The 13,851-nt window shown below is 66.3% G+C and carries 14 protein-coding genes; 1 reads left to right on the top strand and 13 read right to left on the bottom strand.

All coding sequences use genetic code 11. The annotated features are described in order from the left end of the window. Positions 1 to 79 precede the first annotated feature (79 nt). The 4 genes from dnaE to J1M43_RS06920 form a co-directional block, all read right to left on the bottom strand. Positions 80 to 3,550: a DNA polymerase III subunit alpha gene (gene dnaE / locus J1M43_RS06935; protein ID WP_241245358.1), complete on the bottom strand. Its 3,471-nt coding sequence runs from the start codon at positions 3,548 to 3,550 to the stop codon at positions 80 to 82. Positions 3,551 to 3,665: 115 nt separating this feature from the next. Continuing rightward, a complete protein-coding gene (locus J1M43_RS06930) occupies positions 3,666 to 4,400 on the bottom strand; it encodes a hypothetical protein (RefSeq protein WP_206476364.1) in 735 nt (244 codons plus the stop codon). Beyond that, entirely contained in the window at positions 4,397 to 4,906 is a 510-nt protein-coding gene (locus J1M43_RS06925; RefSeq protein ID WP_206476363.1) for a DUF6114 domain-containing protein, read from the bottom strand. The genes J1M43_RS06930 and J1M43_RS06925 overlap by 4 nt, the downstream gene beginning before the upstream one ends. Beyond that, the gene (locus J1M43_RS06920; protein WP_206476362.1) at positions 4,897 to 5,493 is read right to left on the bottom strand and encodes a DUF6230 family protein; all 597 of its coding nucleotides are present in this window, start codon (positions 5,491 to 5,493) and stop codon (positions 4,897 to 4,899) included. The genes J1M43_RS06925 and J1M43_RS06920 overlap by 10 nt, the downstream gene beginning before the upstream one ends. A gap of 111 nt (positions 5,494 to 5,604) precedes the next feature. Between J1M43_RS06920 and J1M43_RS06915 the strand changes: the two genes are divergently transcribed. Then, on the top strand, positions 5,605 to 6,204 hold the full coding sequence (locus tag J1M43_RS06915; protein ID WP_206476361.1) for a TetR/AcrR family transcriptional regulator: 600 nt from the start codon (positions 5,605 to 5,607) through the stop codon (positions 6,202 to 6,204). 36 nt (positions 6,205 to 6,240) lie between these two features. On the opposite strand, the gene J1M43_RS06910 is transcribed toward J1M43_RS06915, so the two are convergent. The 9 genes from J1M43_RS06910 to murC all read right to left on the bottom strand — a co-directional run bounded on the left by J1M43_RS06910 (position 6,241) and on the right by murC (position 13,847). Beyond that, on the bottom strand, positions 6,241 to 7,161 hold the full coding sequence (locus J1M43_RS06910; protein ID WP_206476360.1) for an RluA family pseudouridine synthase: 921 nt from the start codon (positions 7,159 to 7,161) through the stop codon (positions 6,241 to 6,243). Between the two features lie 2 nt (positions 7,162 to 7,163). Next, positions 7,164 to 7,787 (bottom strand): signal peptidase II, encoded by a 624-nt coding sequence (lspA, locus tag J1M43_RS06905; protein WP_206476359.1) that lies wholly within the window; start codon positions 7,785 to 7,787, stop codon positions 7,164 to 7,166. Between the two features lie 9 nt (positions 7,788 to 7,796). Further along, entirely contained in the window at positions 7,797 to 8,432 is a 636-nt protein-coding gene (locus tag J1M43_RS06900) for a DivIVA domain-containing protein (protein WP_033107493.1), read from the bottom strand. Between the two features lie 164 nt (positions 8,433 to 8,596). Continuing rightward, positions 8,597 to 8,896 (bottom strand): YggT family protein, encoded by a 300-nt coding sequence (locus J1M43_RS06895; RefSeq protein WP_033107492.1) that lies wholly within the window; start codon positions 8,894 to 8,896, stop codon positions 8,597 to 8,599. A 3-nt stretch (positions 8,897 to 8,899) separates the two neighbouring features. Further along, on the bottom strand, positions 8,900 to 9,400 hold the full coding sequence (locus J1M43_RS06890; RefSeq protein ID WP_206476358.1) for a cell division protein SepF: 501 nt from the start codon (positions 9,398 to 9,400) through the stop codon (positions 8,900 to 8,902). A gap of 40 nt (positions 9,401 to 9,440) precedes the next feature. Then, the gene (locus J1M43_RS06885; protein ID WP_206476357.1) at positions 9,441 to 10,154 is read right to left on the bottom strand and encodes a YggS family pyridoxal phosphate-dependent enzyme; all 714 of its coding nucleotides are present in this window, start codon (positions 10,152 to 10,154) and stop codon (positions 9,441 to 9,443) included. 7 nt (positions 10,155 to 10,161) lie between these two features. Next, entirely contained in the window at positions 10,162 to 11,316 is a 1,155-nt protein-coding gene (gene ftsZ / locus J1M43_RS06880) for a cell division protein FtsZ (RefSeq protein WP_033107489.1), read from the bottom strand. A gap of 188 nt (positions 11,317 to 11,504) precedes the next feature. After that, entirely contained in the window at positions 11,505 to 12,443 is a 939-nt protein-coding gene (locus J1M43_RS06875) for an FtsQ-type POTRA domain-containing protein (RefSeq protein WP_033107488.1), read from the bottom strand. Positions 12,444 to 12,446: 3 nt separating this feature from the next. Beyond that, positions 12,447 to 13,847 (bottom strand): UDP-N-acetylmuramate--L-alanine ligase, encoded by a 1,401-nt coding sequence (murC, locus tag J1M43_RS06870; protein ID WP_033107487.1) that lies wholly within the window; start codon positions 13,845 to 13,847, stop codon positions 12,447 to 12,449. Between the last annotated feature and the right edge of the window lie 4 nt (positions 13,848 to 13,851).

Raw genomic sequence — 13,851 nt, 5'->3', positions numbered from 1 at the left:
CTCGGACTCATCGTGTGCGCCCAACGCGTCCCGATACTACCTGTTGCATCCGAGTGACGCATGGTGAAGACCTGCCCATTCACCCCAGGCAGGCGGGGCCGAGAAGCGACTTGAGATCGCCGAACAGATCGGCGGACACCTTCACCGGCATCGGCACTTCGAACACCTTCGCCGTGGTTCCCCGATGCACCCTCAACACCACCTCGGTCTCGCCGTTGTGACGACGCAGCACCTCGGCGAGATCGTTCATCACCCGCTCGGTCGCGCGCTGCTCTGCGAGCACCAGGGCGAGAGGCCCTGCGGTGTCGAACGAGCCGACATCGGGCGAGAAAGCCGACTGCGCATGCAGGTTGAGTCCGTCATCGCGCCGCGACACGCGCCCGCGCACCGCGAGGATCGCGTCCTGCTGCAGCGTGTGCTGAAACTCGGTGTAGGTCTTGCCCATGAACATCACGGTGACCTCGCCGTTGAAGTCCTCGACCGTGATCATGCCGTAGGGGTTGCCGCTGGCCTTCGCCACACGATGCTGCACGCTGGTCACGAGGCCCGCCACCGTGACCTGGTCGCCGTCCTGGAGGTCTTCCGATGCGAGCAGGTTGCTGATCGAGATCGACGCGTGCTTCGCGAGCGGCACCTCGAGCCCGGCGAGCGGATGGTCCGAGACGTACAGGCCGAGCATCTCGCGTTCGAAGGCGAGCTTGTCCTTCTTGACCCATTCCGGGCGAGTGGGCACCTTCGCGGGAACGGTCTCCTCCACCGCGTCGTACAGACTGTCGAAATCGAATCCGATGGCGCCCTGCGCCTCGTTCCGCTTCTGACCGACTGCTGCCTCCACAGCATCCTCGTGGATCTCCATGAGCGCGCGACGTGTGTCGCCCATCGAGTCGAACGCGCCCGCCTTGATCAGCGATTCGACGGTCCGCTTGTTCGAGACGTGCAGCGGCACCTTCTTGAGGAAGTCGTGGAAGGAGTCGAAGCTCTCCTTCTCGCGCGCCTGGACGATGCCGTCGACGACGTTGCTGCCGACGTTGCGGACGGCGCCGAGGCCGAACCGGATGTCATCGCCGACGGCTGCGAAGAAGTTGATCGACTCACGGACGTCAGGCGGCAGCACCTTGATGCCCATACGGCGGCACTCATTGAGGTACAGCGCCATCTTGTCCTTGGAGTCGCCGACGCTGGTGAGCAGCGCCGCCATGTACTCGGCCGGATAATGCGCCTTGAGATAGGCGGTCCAGTACGAGACCACGCCGTACGCGGCGGAGTGCGCCTTGTTGAAGGCGTAGTCGGAGAACGGCAGCAGGATCTCCCAGATCGCGTTCACCGCGCCGTCCGAGTACCCGTTGGCGTGCATTCCCGACTGGAAGCCCTCGAACTGCTTGTCCAGTTCGGACTTCTTCTTCTTTCCCATCGCACGGCGGAGGATGTCCGCCTGTCCGAGGGAGAACCCGGCGACCTTCTGCGCGATCGCCATCACCTGCTCCTGGTAGATGATGAGGCCGTACGACTCGTCGAGGATGTCCTTGAGCGACTCGGTGAACTCCGGATGGATCGGGGTGATCGGCTGGAGTCCGTTCTTTCGCAGCGCATAGTTCGTGTGCGAGTTCGCGCCCATGGGGCCCGGCCGGTACAGCGCGATGAGAGCCGAGATGTCACCGAAGTTGTCAGGCTTCATCAGGCGCATGAGCGAACGCATCGGACCGCCGTCGAGCTGGAACACTCCGAGGGAGTCTCCGCGGGCGAGCAGATCGTAGGCGCCCTGATCGTCGAGCTCCAGATGCTCGAGATCGACCTCTTCGCCACGGTTGGTGCGGATGTTGTCGAGGGCGTCAGAGATGATCGTGAGGTTGCGCAACCCCAGGAAGTCCATCTTGATCAGGCCGAGGCTCTCGCACGACGGGTAGTCGAACTGCGTGACGATCTGACCGTCCTGCTCGCGGCGCATGATCGGCACGATGTCGAGCAGCGGCTCGCTCGACATGATCACGCCGGCGGCGTGCACACCCCACTGGCGCTTCAGACCCTCGAGCCCGACGGCGCGGTCGAAGACCGTCTTCGCCTCGGGGTCGGTCTCGATCAGCGTGCGGAATTCGCTGGCTTCCTTGAATCGCGGATGCTTCGAGTCGAACATGCCGTCCAGCGGCATGTCCTTTCCCATCACGGGCGGCGGCATCGCCTTGGTCAGGCGCTCCCCCATGCTGAACGGGAAGCCGAGCACGCGTCCGGCATCCTTCAGCGCCTGCTTGGACTTGATCGTGCCGTAGGTGACGATCTGCGCGACGCGCTCGGAGCCGTACTTCTCGGTGACGTAGTCGATGACCTCGCCGCGTCGACGATCATCGAAGTCGACGTCGAAGTCGGGCATCGAGACGCGGTCGGGGTTGAGGAACCGCTCGAAGATGAGGCCGTGCTCGATGGGATCGAGGTCAGTGATCTTCATCGCGTAGGCGACCATGGATCCCGCACCGGAACCACGGCCTGGACCGACGCGGATGCCGTTGTCCTTGGCCCAGTTGATGAAGTCGGCGACCACGAGGAAGTAGCCGGGGAACCCCATCTGCAGGATGATGCCGGTCTCGTACTCGGCGCGCTTGCGCACCTTGTCGGGGATGCCGGACGGGTAGCGGTAGTGGAGGCCGGCCTCGACCTCTTTGATGAGCCAGCTGTCCTCGGTCTCGCCGTCCGGGACGGGGAAGCGCGGCATGTAGTTCGCGGAGGTGTTGAAGTCGACCTGGCAGCGCTCGGCGATGAGCAGCGTGTTGTCGCATGCTTCCGGGTTGTCGCGGAAGAGCTGGCGCATCTCCTGCGCGGTCTTGATGTAGTAGCCGTCGCCGTCGAACTTGAAACGGTTGGGGTCGTCCATCGTCGACCCGGACTGCACGCACAGCAGCGCTGCGTGGGCGTCGGCCTCGTGCTGGTGCGTGTAGTGCGAGTCGTTCGTCCCGACGAGGGGGATGCCGAGGTCCTTGGCAAGGCGCAGCAGATCGGTCATGATCCGGCGCTCGATCGAGAGGCCGTGATCCATGATCTCGGCGAAGTAGTTCTCCTTGCCGAAGATGTCCTGGAACTCGGCGGCGGCGGCGCGCGCGGCGTCGTACTGCCCGAGGCGCAGGCGGGTCTGGATCTCGCCGGACGGGCACCCGGTGGTCGCGATGAGGCCCTTGCCGTACGTCTGCAGCAGCTCACGGTCCATGCGGGGCTTGAAGTACTGCCCCTCGAGGCTGGACAGAGAGCTCAGTCGGAAGAGGTTGTGCATGCCCTCTGTGCTCTGACTCCACATGGTCATGTGGGTGTACGCACCGGAGCCGGAGACGTCGTCGCGCTTCTGATCCGGAGAGCCCCAGGCGACGCGTGTCTTGTCGCTGCGGTGCGTTCCGGGGGTGACGTAGGCCTCGAGGCCGATGATCGGTTTCACGCCCGCGTTGTTGGCCGCGTTGTAGAACTCGAACGCCGCGAAGGTGTTGCCGTGATCTGTGACGGCGATGGCCGGCATGCCGTAATCGGCAGCCGCCTGCGTCATCGAGTTGATCTTGGCAGCACCATCCAGCATCGAGTACTCGCTGTGCACGTGCAGGTGTACGAAGGAGTCGGATGCCACGTCTTCGAGTCTACGTCGGGGCGCAGACGTCGGCATTTTGATATGGCGATCTCCGCGACCGACGGGACTACTCGGCCGCGACGATCCGCTGGTCGGTGTTCGTGTAGTGGATCGAGTCCGCCGTGCTGCCGACGAGACCCATCGTCACGTCCAGCAGGCCGGGAGAGACATCGTCCAGGGGCGGCGGCGTGTCCGTGCCGATGGTCAGCGGCGCTCCGCCCATCGACGATGCCGACACGGAGCCGAGATACACGGACACGTTGCCTGCCAGCTCCATGGTGTCGGCGTTGGTGACGAGCCCGTCTTGATCCGGTGGTCGAACGGTCAGCGAGAAACCCGTGATGGTGATGGAGTCCGCGCTGATCTTGAGCGCGCGCACCGATCCGCCATCCGCCGTGGGGACGCCGACGATGCTGATCCCCTGCAGCCCGGTGAAGGACAGCCCGCCTGCGCGCATGGCCGCCGGCGTGCCGGTGAAGATCGGAGCCGCGGCATCGACGGGCGCAGGCACCGGCTCGGTTGATGCGGGGGGCTGTGTCTCAGGATCCACCGGAATCTCGGCATCCGGATCGATCGGATCAGGTGCCGACGGATCAGGCGCCGTCGGGTCTGCGGGCGCGGTCGGGTCGACCGGGTCGGTCGGTTCCGTCGACTGTGTCGGGGTCGGCTTCGGACACAGGAACGACATGAAGGAATCGCAGAAACCGGTATGGCGCGGCGACGGCGCAGCACCCGCGAGAAGGGGCGCAGCCACGACGAGGGCAGCGAGCACCCCGACGACTCGCAGTCGCCGAGAGATCACGCGCTCTCCCCCGCTGCGGATTCCGCACGCTGCACATCGTCATCGCTCATGAGCACCATCCGCTCCTTCGCCCGCGCACGTGCCTCCGGCGTCATCCACGCGACCACGAGCACTCCGCCGATGCACGCGAGGATCGTGCCGATCAGGAAACCACCCAGATTCACGCCGACGATCGCATAGACCCCGACCGCGAGTGCGATCACTCCGTAGAAGATGTGATGCGCCGGCATCATGATGGCCAGAACTCCGAGAAGCACGAGCATCACTGGGATCACCGTCGCCTGCAGCCCCTCGATGCCCATCTGCACGTGCAGGCGCCCGATGTCGAGCTGGCCGGAGAAGAACATCTCGACACCGGCGATCGCAACCAGAACACCGCCGGCGAACGGGCGCTCGTGCCGCCAGATACGAAAACGACGCACTCTCCGCTTCGCGGGTGCACTCTTGCGAGTGCGCTCCGGTTCGTCGCCTTGCGTCTCGTCCTGGCGCTTCACGCTCAGAAGCATGCCTCGGATCCGTCCGTCAACTCGAGCGACATGCCCGTCAGCGTGAAGACTGCGGCCTGCGTGCTCCACGCCGTCTGCTGGAGATCGGCGATCGACACGGTGTCCGCATCCTGAGCGAAATCTCCCGCGGTGCCCTTGGCATCGGTGTTCACCGTCGACGCATCCACACCGATGCGGATATTGCCGAAGGTGGCATCGCCCTTGAGCCCTGTCATCCCGATCTGCAGGTCGGAGGCGGATGCCGGGTTGCCGTCGCCGCCCGCCTTGATCAGCACGCCCACAGTTCCCAGCGGAGTCTCGGTGATCACCGACTGGCACAGATCCGACAACGTCGCGCTCTTGATGTTCGCGATGGCGACCGTATGCTCACCGCCTTCGGAGTCTGTCGCGACGCCCGCGTACTGGGAGAACCCCGTGCCCTCGAGCTGGCTCGCGCCGATCTGGAACTGACTGCCGGAAACGGCGAATGACACGGGAACGGCGCCCTGCGCGACGCCGCCGAGAAGGACGGATGCGACGATTCCGACGGGAACCGCTGCGAGAGTGACCCGGCCGGCGTGGGACTTGGTGAGAGATGGGAACTTCATCGATCCTCCGTTTCGGAGCCGTCACCTTCGACGACATCCGTTCGAGCATAACGCCCATTGACTACGAGTCAATACTGACGATCCCATGTCACCGCCGGATAGGCTGACGCCATGCCCGACGATCGACGCAGCCGACTCACGCCAGACGAACGTCGCGCTCAGCTGATCGCCCTGGGCGTGAACTTCCTCGCCGACCACCCGTTGGACGAACTCACGATCGATGAATTGGCTCGTCGTGCCGGCGTGTCACGGGCGCTCCTGTTCCACTATTTCGAGACGCGGCAGGGCATGCATCGTGCCGTCGTGCTCACCGCGCGAGATGCCATGCTGCAGGCGACGGCGCCTCGCCCCGAGCTGCCTCCGCGCGAGCGCATCGACGACACTCTCCTGCGATTCGCGGTGTTCGTACGCGAGCATCGCGGCACCTTCATCTCGCTCGTGCGCGGCGTCGCCAGTGGTGACCAGACAGTGCGGGAGGTCGTCGACGAATCCCGCGAGATCAACGCCGCGCACCTCCGCGATGCGCTCTCGGAGATCGGTGTTCCAGCGACGCGCGCTCTGACGGTCGCGCTGCGTGCGTGGGTGGCGTTCACGGAAGAGGTGCTCGTCACCCTGGCCACGCAGGAGCGCGCGGACGATGCCGAACTCGTCGCGTTCCTCGGCCGCACCCTCGACGGAGTCGTCGATGCAGCGCGCGCAAGCACTCTCTGACCCGCACGAGGCCGGACGAGGTGCGGCCATCCCAGGTCAATCTCCGCGCAGGATCTCCAGCGCATGGACGAAATCAGCGGGATAGGGCGATTCGAACTGCACCCACTCCCCTGTCGCCGGATGCGTGAACCCGAGCCGGTGCGCGTGCAGCCACTGCCGGGTCAGTCCCAGCCGCGCGGAGATGGTCGGGTCCGCCCCGTAGAGCGGATCGCCGACGCATGGATGCCGGTGAGCGGCCATGTGCACGCGGATCTGGTGCGTACGCCCCGTCTCCAGATGGATCTCGAGCAGCGAGGCTCCTGGAAAGGCCTCGAGCGTCTCGTAGTGCGTGACCGAGTCCTTACCCGTCGGCGTGACGGCGAACTTCCACGAGTGGTTCGGATGCCGTCCGATCGGTGCATCGATCGTCCCGGCGAGCGGGTCGGGGTGCCCCTGCACGACCGCGTGGTAGACCTTCTCGACGGTGCGCTCTTTGAAGGCGTGCTTCAGCGCCGTGTAGGCGGATTCGGTCTTCGCGACCACCATCAGTCCGCTCGTGCCGACATCCAGGCGATGAACTATGCCGGCGCGTTCCGCCGCCCCGCTGGTGGCGATCCGGAATCCAGCGCCCGCGAGCACCCCGAGCACAGTCGGACCGTCCCACCCCTGTGACGGGTGAGCAGCGACGCCCGATGGCTTGTCCACCACGACGATGTCGTCATCGTCGTGGATGATCCACAGATCGGGCACCACGACCGGAACGATCTTCGGTTCCTCCTTGGGCTGCCACTCCACGCTGAGCCACCCGCCGGCATGAAGCCGATCGGACTTCCCGAGCGTCACGCCGTCGAGGCTCACCCCACCCGCTTCGGCGACCTCCGCGGCGAACGTGCGCGAGAAGCCGAGCATCTTCGCGAGGGCAGCGTCGACGCGCGCGCCCTCCAGTCCGTCCGGCACCGGCAGCGACCGTGATTGCATCCTCAACCGGCCTGTTCGGGCTCGGCGTCGATCGGTGCGGATGTCCTCGCGGCGTCCGCACCGGCCCCTGAATCGGTCGCGTCAGCGTCAGCATCAGCGTCCGGTGCGACGTCGTCCTTCTCCCGAGTACCGTCGAAACGCATACCGAGCACGACGAGCAGCGCGACGGCGATCATGCCGCACACGATGAAGATGTCGGCGAGGTTGAAGATCGCGGGTATCATCCACGGCATCGAGATCATGTCGACGACTTGTCCGACGGCGAAGCCCGGCTCACGCAGCAGCCGGTCGGTGAGGTTGCCGAGCACACCGCCCAGCAGCAGTCCCAGTGCCACCGCCCACAGCCGTGAACGAAGACCGAACGACTTCCAGATGATGATCCCGGCGACGACGGTGAGCGCGATCGTGAAGATCCACGTCACTTCGCTGCCGAGCGAGAACGCGGCACCCGAGTTGCGGATGTAGTACAGCTGAAGGAACTCGCCGAGAACCGGGACCACCTCGTGCAGAGGAAGGTTCTCGATCGTGAGTTGCTTCACAAGCTGATCGGCGGCCAGCACCAGAGCCGCGAGAACCGCGACGATGATGCCGGCCGCCGACCGACTGAGTGGACGACGTCCTGGCAAAGGTACGACCTAGAGCCCGATGGCGGAGACCGGGGTCGAGTCCGTCGAAGCCGACTTCTCGTCGAGATCGCGGAGCTGTCCCTCGATGTAGCCGCGCAGCTGAGTGCGGTAGTCGCGCTCGAAGTTGCGCAGCTCGGTGATGCGCGCTTCGAGAGTGTTGCGCTCGCGCTCGAGGCGGGCGGACTCTTCGCGTTCCTTCGCCTGAGCGTCGGCACGGATGCGGTCGACCTCTGTCTGCGCCTCCGAGATCAGCTGGCTCTTCTTGGCCTCGCCTTCGGCGACGTGCTCGTCGTGCAGGCGCTGGGCCAGCTCGATGATGCCCGCGGTGGCCGTGGTCGAACCCGCGGCGACTGCGGCGGGCTCCGACACCGCGACGGCGGGAGCGGGGGTCGCAGCCACGGGGGCGGGAACCTCGTCCACGACGGCTGGAGCCTCATCGGCTGCCTCGGCTGCCGGAGCCGCCGGGGTCTCACCGGACTCGTAGGCTGCGAGCTTCGTCTTCAGCTCTGCGTTCTCTTCGAGGGCCTTGCGCCACTCGACGACGATCTCGTCGAGGAAGTCGTCGACCTCGTCCGGGTCGAAGCCGTCCTTGAAACGGACGTGCTGGAACTGCTTGGTGACGACGTCATCCGGGGTCAGTGCCATTTTCTCGGCTCCTCTTTCGATGAGTTCTGTTGCCAGGGACTGAAGTGTGGCTCGGTATTGATCCGGCGCGTACCCGGGGCGCGCACCTCGAGCAAGCATAGTCCTCGCTCGCGGAGGATGCGATATGAGGGGTGGGCAGCGGTGCCAGCGACCAGCTTCGCGACTCAGATGAAGGCGCGCACGATCGCCATCAGGATCAGCACGGCGAGCATGGTGAACGTGAAGCCGAAATCCAACGAGAGCGACCCGATGCGCAGCGGAGGGATGAAGCGCCGGAACAGCCGGATCGGAGGATCCGTGACCGTGTACACGAGTTCTGCCGCGATCAGACCGCCGCCCTTGGGACGCCACTCACGATTGAACAGCGGAATGTAGTCGAGGATCAGCCTTGCGAAGAGCACGAAGATGTAGATCAGCAGGACCAGATGAATGATCGATGCGATCACCGAGACCAGTGCGGTCACGGCTCAGGACTGGTCGAAGCCCGCAGACTCCGGATCTGCGCTCGCGATACCACCATGACCCGACACCGCGATGTTCTCCGGCGACAGCAGGAACACCTTGCTGGTGACGCGCTCGATGCGGCCGTACAGGCCGAGCGAGAGGCCACTGGCGAAGTCGATCAGACGACGCGCGTCGGCGTCACTCATCTGCGACAGGTTGATGATGACCGGCACGCCCTCGCGGAAGTTCTCGGCGATCAGCTGCGCATCGCGGTACTGCTTCGGGTGCACGGTGAGGATCTCGTTGACCATGCCGGCTGCAGGCTGGCGCACTGCCACCGGGCGACGCAGCGGTGTCACCGGTGCAGGAGCGGCTTCTTCATGGTCGCGATCACGATCACGATCACGATCACGATCACGATCACGATGTGCGCGAGCAGGCGCCGGGGCGAGCTGCTCTTCGTAGGCCTCTTCCTCATCGGCGAGTCCCAGGTACACCATGGTCTTCTTGAGCGGGTTTCCCATCGTGTCCTCCGTGTTCGACGTGGGCTGATCTGTTTCGAGGTTAACCCCGGTCGGGCCGGGGTCCTGTGATTGCGGAGCCGATCCGCAGGTGTGTCGCACCTGCGGCGATCGCCTCGGCGAAGTCGCCGGTCATGCCGGCAGAGATCCATGTGGCACTCGCATCGAGCGAGCGGATGCCGTCTGCGACGCCGCGCAGCCGAGCGAATGCGGATGCGGGCGCCTCATCGAGCGGGGCGACGCCCATGATCCCGCGCAGGCGCAGGGACGGCAGAGCGAGGATGTGCTCTGCGAGGCGCTGCGCGTCGTCGGGCGCGACGCCCCCACGACCGAGGTCATCGGTCAGGTTGACCTGCACGAGCACGTCGAGCACGTCCTGGTGCGCGTCGCCGACGGCTCTGTGCAGTGAATCGGCGAGCTTGATGCGGTCGACCGAGTGAACGGCATCCGCGTTTCGCCGGATGGAGGCGGCCTTGTTCGTCTGCGCCTGCCCGATGAAGTGCCAGCGCAACCCTTCGAGCGCCGGCTCGTCCCGCGAGGAGTCGCTCTGCAGCTCCGCCCTCTTCGCCTCGAGCTCCTGCTGACGGTTCTCACCGACGTCGCGCACGCCGAGCGCATGCAGCTCGCGCACGAGGGACGCCGGGTGGAACTTCGTCACCACGATACGTGTGATGTCCGCCGCATCCCGGCCTGCGGTGCGCGCGGCGTCCGCGATCTGGGAATCGATCGCGGACAGCCGCGCGGCAAGGTCGGACAAGAGGGCCCTACTTCAGGAACTCGGGGATGTCGATGTCGTCGTCGGCGAACGCCGGCTCCAGGCTCGTCGCCGCGATGCGCGGCGCGGGCTGCTGAGGTGCCTCGTTCTGCTTCTGCTCGACGGCGGGGGCTGCCGAGTCATCCGAGAGCGACACCTCCGGCAGCGTCTCCGCCGCGGGCCGCGAGACCACCATCGGGTCGAGACGCAGCGACGGCTCTCCGCCGTCGAAGCCGGCGGCGATGACAGTAACGCGCACCTCGTCGCCGAGGGTGTCGTCGATGACCGTACCGAAGATGATGTTCGCCTCGGGGTGTGCGGCCTCCTTGACGAGATCTGCGGCGTCGTGGATCTCGAAGATTCCGAGGTTCGACCCGCCCTGGATCGACAGCAGCACACCGTGGGCGCCTTCGATCGACGCTTCGAGCAGCGGGGATTCGACGGCGAGTTCGGCAGCCTTGATCGCACGGTCGGCGCCGCGTGCGGAGCCGATGCCCATCAGCGCAGAGCCGGCGCCCTGCATGACCGACTTCACGTCGGCGAAGTCGAGGTTGATGAGACCCGGCGTGGTGATGAGGTCGGTGATTCCCTGCACACCGGCGAGGAGCACCTGATCGGCCGTGGCGAACGCCTCGATCATCGAGATGCCGCGGTCGCTGATCTCCAGCAACCGGTCGTTCGGCACGACGATGAGGGTGTCGACCTCTTCCTTCAGCTTGGAGACACCGGCCTCTGCCTGGCTCTGACGACGGCGGCCTTCGAACGAGAACGGCTTGGTGACGACACCGATGGTCAGTGCACCGATCGACTTCGCGATGCGCGCGACGACCGGAGCACCGCCGGTGCCGGTGCCGCCGCCCTCGCCTGCGGTGACGAAGACCATGTCGGCGCCAGTGAGGGCCTGTTCGATCTCCTCTGCGTGATCCTCAGCGGCACGGCGACCGACCTCGGGATCGGCACCGGCGCCCAGACCGCGGGTGAGCTCACGGCCCACGTCGAGCTTGACGTCGGCGTCGCTCATGAGCAGCGCCTGCGCGTCGGTGTTGACAGCGATGAACTCGACCCCGCGCAGGCCGAGATCGATCATGCGGTTCACGGCGTTGACGCCGCCACCGCCGACGCCGACGACCTTGATCACGGCGAGGTAGTTCTGGTTCTGGCTCATGGCCGGCCTCCGATGTGTCGAGCCTGGAAACGAATGTGAACTTTAAACCTCAACTAGAGGTGTAAAGTATTTCCCGGTATTGCGTTCTCTTGATCGAAGGTATGCGCCCGCGCGCCGCGCGCGCGCAACGACACGGGCGTGTCGCCGCTTTGGCGCGCAGAATGCGGCGCAGGCGCGATTCGCACGGCTCAGCCGGCGACGACGACGTCGGGAGAGGACACGTCGATCTCGCGCGCGGCGGGGTTGGCCACCATCGTCGACGCCAGAACCCTGGCCTTGTACGCGGAATCCTCAGCGCTCCCCCACACCACGACGAGACCGCTCGCGAGCGTCAGCGTCACATCGTCGAGCGTGGTGGCGGAGACATCGGTGACGACGGCGCGAACGTCGGCGGGCAGCGACCTCACGACGAGTCCGACCGACTCGAACGCGTCGGATTCGATGCCGCCGTCGACGGCGATCACCGGCTGCCCGTCCGGGCGGTCCTCCGTCGTCGAGAGCGCCACCCCTGCAGCATCCACGAGCGTGAACCCGGCGCCTGATTCGATCACGCCGATCGGTGTGCGCTCCACGATCCTCACCACGAGATCATGGGGCGGCCTCGCCTCCAGCGCGTACGTCTCGATCAGCGGGAAGGCGATGAGCGCCGCCTTGACGTCGCTCTCACTGACCAGAGCCAGAGGCGTGCCGAGCTGATCGCCCAGCGCCGCCTCCACGGCTGCGGCGTTCAGAGTGGACGCGCCGGCGACCGTGATCTTCTCGACGGCGAACAGCGGACTGTACGCGGCTGCGACGCTTCCGCCGATCAGCAGCACCAGGGCCCCCAGGGCGCACAACCAGATCAGTCGCCTGCGCCGCGAACGCCGGGTGAAGCGCCGGATCTCCGCCCGCAGTGCTTTGCGGCGGGCGCGCGCGGCGCGCCAGACATCGCCCGCGGTGAGTGCCTCCGATGTCTCGGGCGGCTCATCCGCGGCATCCGCTCGTGCGCCTCCTGGACCCGTGGCCGCGACGATCGGCCGCCCCTCGCCGGTCGGGTCTGCATCCTCACGTCCGCGACGGGAGGAGCGTGCGGGTGCCGGCTTCGTCTCCTGTTCCGGCGGAGTCGGAAGCGGGGGCGGGCGACGCATCGATCAGGCTCCGGTCGTCCGCCGCAGCGATTCGAGCACCTGCGGGATCATCAGATAGACGTTTCCGCACCCGAGCGTGATGACGTAGTCGCCCTCGCGTGCGACGGTCGCCGTGTAGTCGGCGGCCTCCTGCCAGGAGGCCACGTAGTGAACGCGCTCCTGGTCGATGAACGCGTCGCTGACGAGTTCGCCGGTGACCCCGGGAACCGGGTCCTCCCGCGCGCCGTAGACGTCGAGCATCACCGTGTGGTCGGCGTAGGTCTCGAGCACCTCCGCGAACTCGCGGTACATGTGCTGAGTACGCGAATACGTGTGCGGCTGCTGGATGGCGATGATCCGCCCGTCGCCGACGACGCTGCGCGCCGCCTCGAGCGCGGCCCTGACCTCGGTGGGGTGATGCGCGTAGTCGTCGAACACGCTCACACCGCGCTCGACGCCGTGCAGCTCGAATCGGCGCACCGTGCCGGCGAAGCCCTCTACCGCGCGCACCGCATCGGCGAGATCATGACCGAGAGTCAGGAGCACGGCCACTGCACCCGCGGCGTTGATCACGTTGTGCTCGCCGGGAACAACGAGCTGCAGGCGCACGCTGCGCGCATCGTGCGTGATGGTCGCGGCCACGGGTCCTGCGACGGAGATGTCCGTCAGCCGGACGTCGGCATCGGGTGCGACGCCGAAGCTGATCACGTTCGGATGAGAGAGCCCGGCCTTCACGCGCAGCGCGCCAGGGTCGTCACTGGAGATCACGACCGCCTCGCTCGCACGGTCGGCGAAGCGGACGAATGCGTCGTGGAACGCGTCATCCGACCCGTAGTGGTCGAGGTGGTCGGGGTCGACGTTCGTTATCAGGGCGATCGCGGTGTCGTACAGCAGGAAGGTGCCGTCGGATTCATCGGCCTCGACGACGAAGAGGTCATCGGCGCCCGACGCGCTGGATGTGCCCAACTGCTCGATCACGCCGCCGTTGACGAAGTTCGCATCCGTGCCCAGCGCCTGCAGCGCCGTGACGATCATCCCGGTCGAGGTCGTCTTGCCGTGCGCGCCGGCGACGGAGACCAGCCGGCGCCCGCCGATGAGCCAGTGCAGCGCCTGCGAGCGGTGGATCACGTGCAGACCGCGCTCCTTGGCGGTGACGAACTCGGGATTCTCCGGCCAGATCGCGCCGGTGTGCACGACGGTGTCGGCATCGCCGATGTGGGACGCGTCGTGGCCGACGTGCACGGTGGCGCCGGCGACTGCGAGCGAGCGCAGCGCGTCGCTGTCGGCCCGATCGGATCCGGACACGCGGATGCCGGCATCCAGGAACATCTTCGCCAGGCCGCTCATCCCGGATCCGCCGATCCCGATGAAGTGGGCGGCGGTGATGGTCTCGGGGATCGGAAGGGAGAGGTCAGGTCTGATCATGTCC

The organism is Microbacterium sp. KRD172, from assembly GCF_017168295.1.
In the GTDB taxonomy this organism is placed as follows: Bacteria; Actinomycetota; Actinomycetes; order Actinomycetales; family Microbacteriaceae; genus Microbacterium; species Microbacterium profundi.
This window is presented reverse-complemented; position numbering and strand designations above follow the sequence as displayed.

Coding starts and splice junctions, on each gene's coding strand:
- J1M43_RS06925 (WP_206476363.1), bottom strand. CDS start 4,906: ATGCTTCTGAGCGTGAAGCGCCAGGACGAGACGCAAGGCGACGAACCG.
- J1M43_RS06920 (WP_206476362.1), bottom strand. CDS start 5,493: ATGAAGTTCCCATCTCTCACCAAGTCCCACGCCGGCCGGGTCACTCTC.
- dnaE (WP_241245358.1), bottom strand. CDS start 3,550: ATGCTGGATGGTGCTGCCAAGATCAACTCGATGACGCAGGCGGCTGCC.
- ftsZ (WP_033107489.1), bottom strand. CDS start 11,316: ATGAGCCAGAACCAGAACTACCTCGCCGTGATCAAGGTCGTCGGCGTC.
- J1M43_RS06875 (WP_033107488.1), bottom strand. CDS start 12,443: ATGCGTCGCCCGCCCCCGCTTCCGACTCCGCCGGAACAGGAGACGAAG.
- murC (WP_033107487.1), bottom strand. CDS start 13,847: ATGATCAGACCTGACCTCTCCCTTCCGATCCCCGAGACCATCACCGCC.
- J1M43_RS06890 (WP_206476358.1), bottom strand. CDS start 9,400: ATGGGAAACCCGCTCAAGAAGACCATGGTGTACCTGGGACTCGCCGAT.
- J1M43_RS06915 (WP_206476361.1), top strand. CDS start 5,605: ATGCCCGACGATCGACGCAGCCGACTCACGCCAGACGAACGTCGCGCT.
- J1M43_RS06900 (WP_033107493.1), bottom strand. CDS start 8,432: ATGGCACTGACCCCGGATGACGTCGTCACCAAGCAGTTCCAGCACGTC.
- J1M43_RS06910 (WP_206476360.1), bottom strand. CDS start 7,161: ATGCAATCACGGTCGCTGCCGGTGCCGGACGGACTGGAGGGCGCGCGC.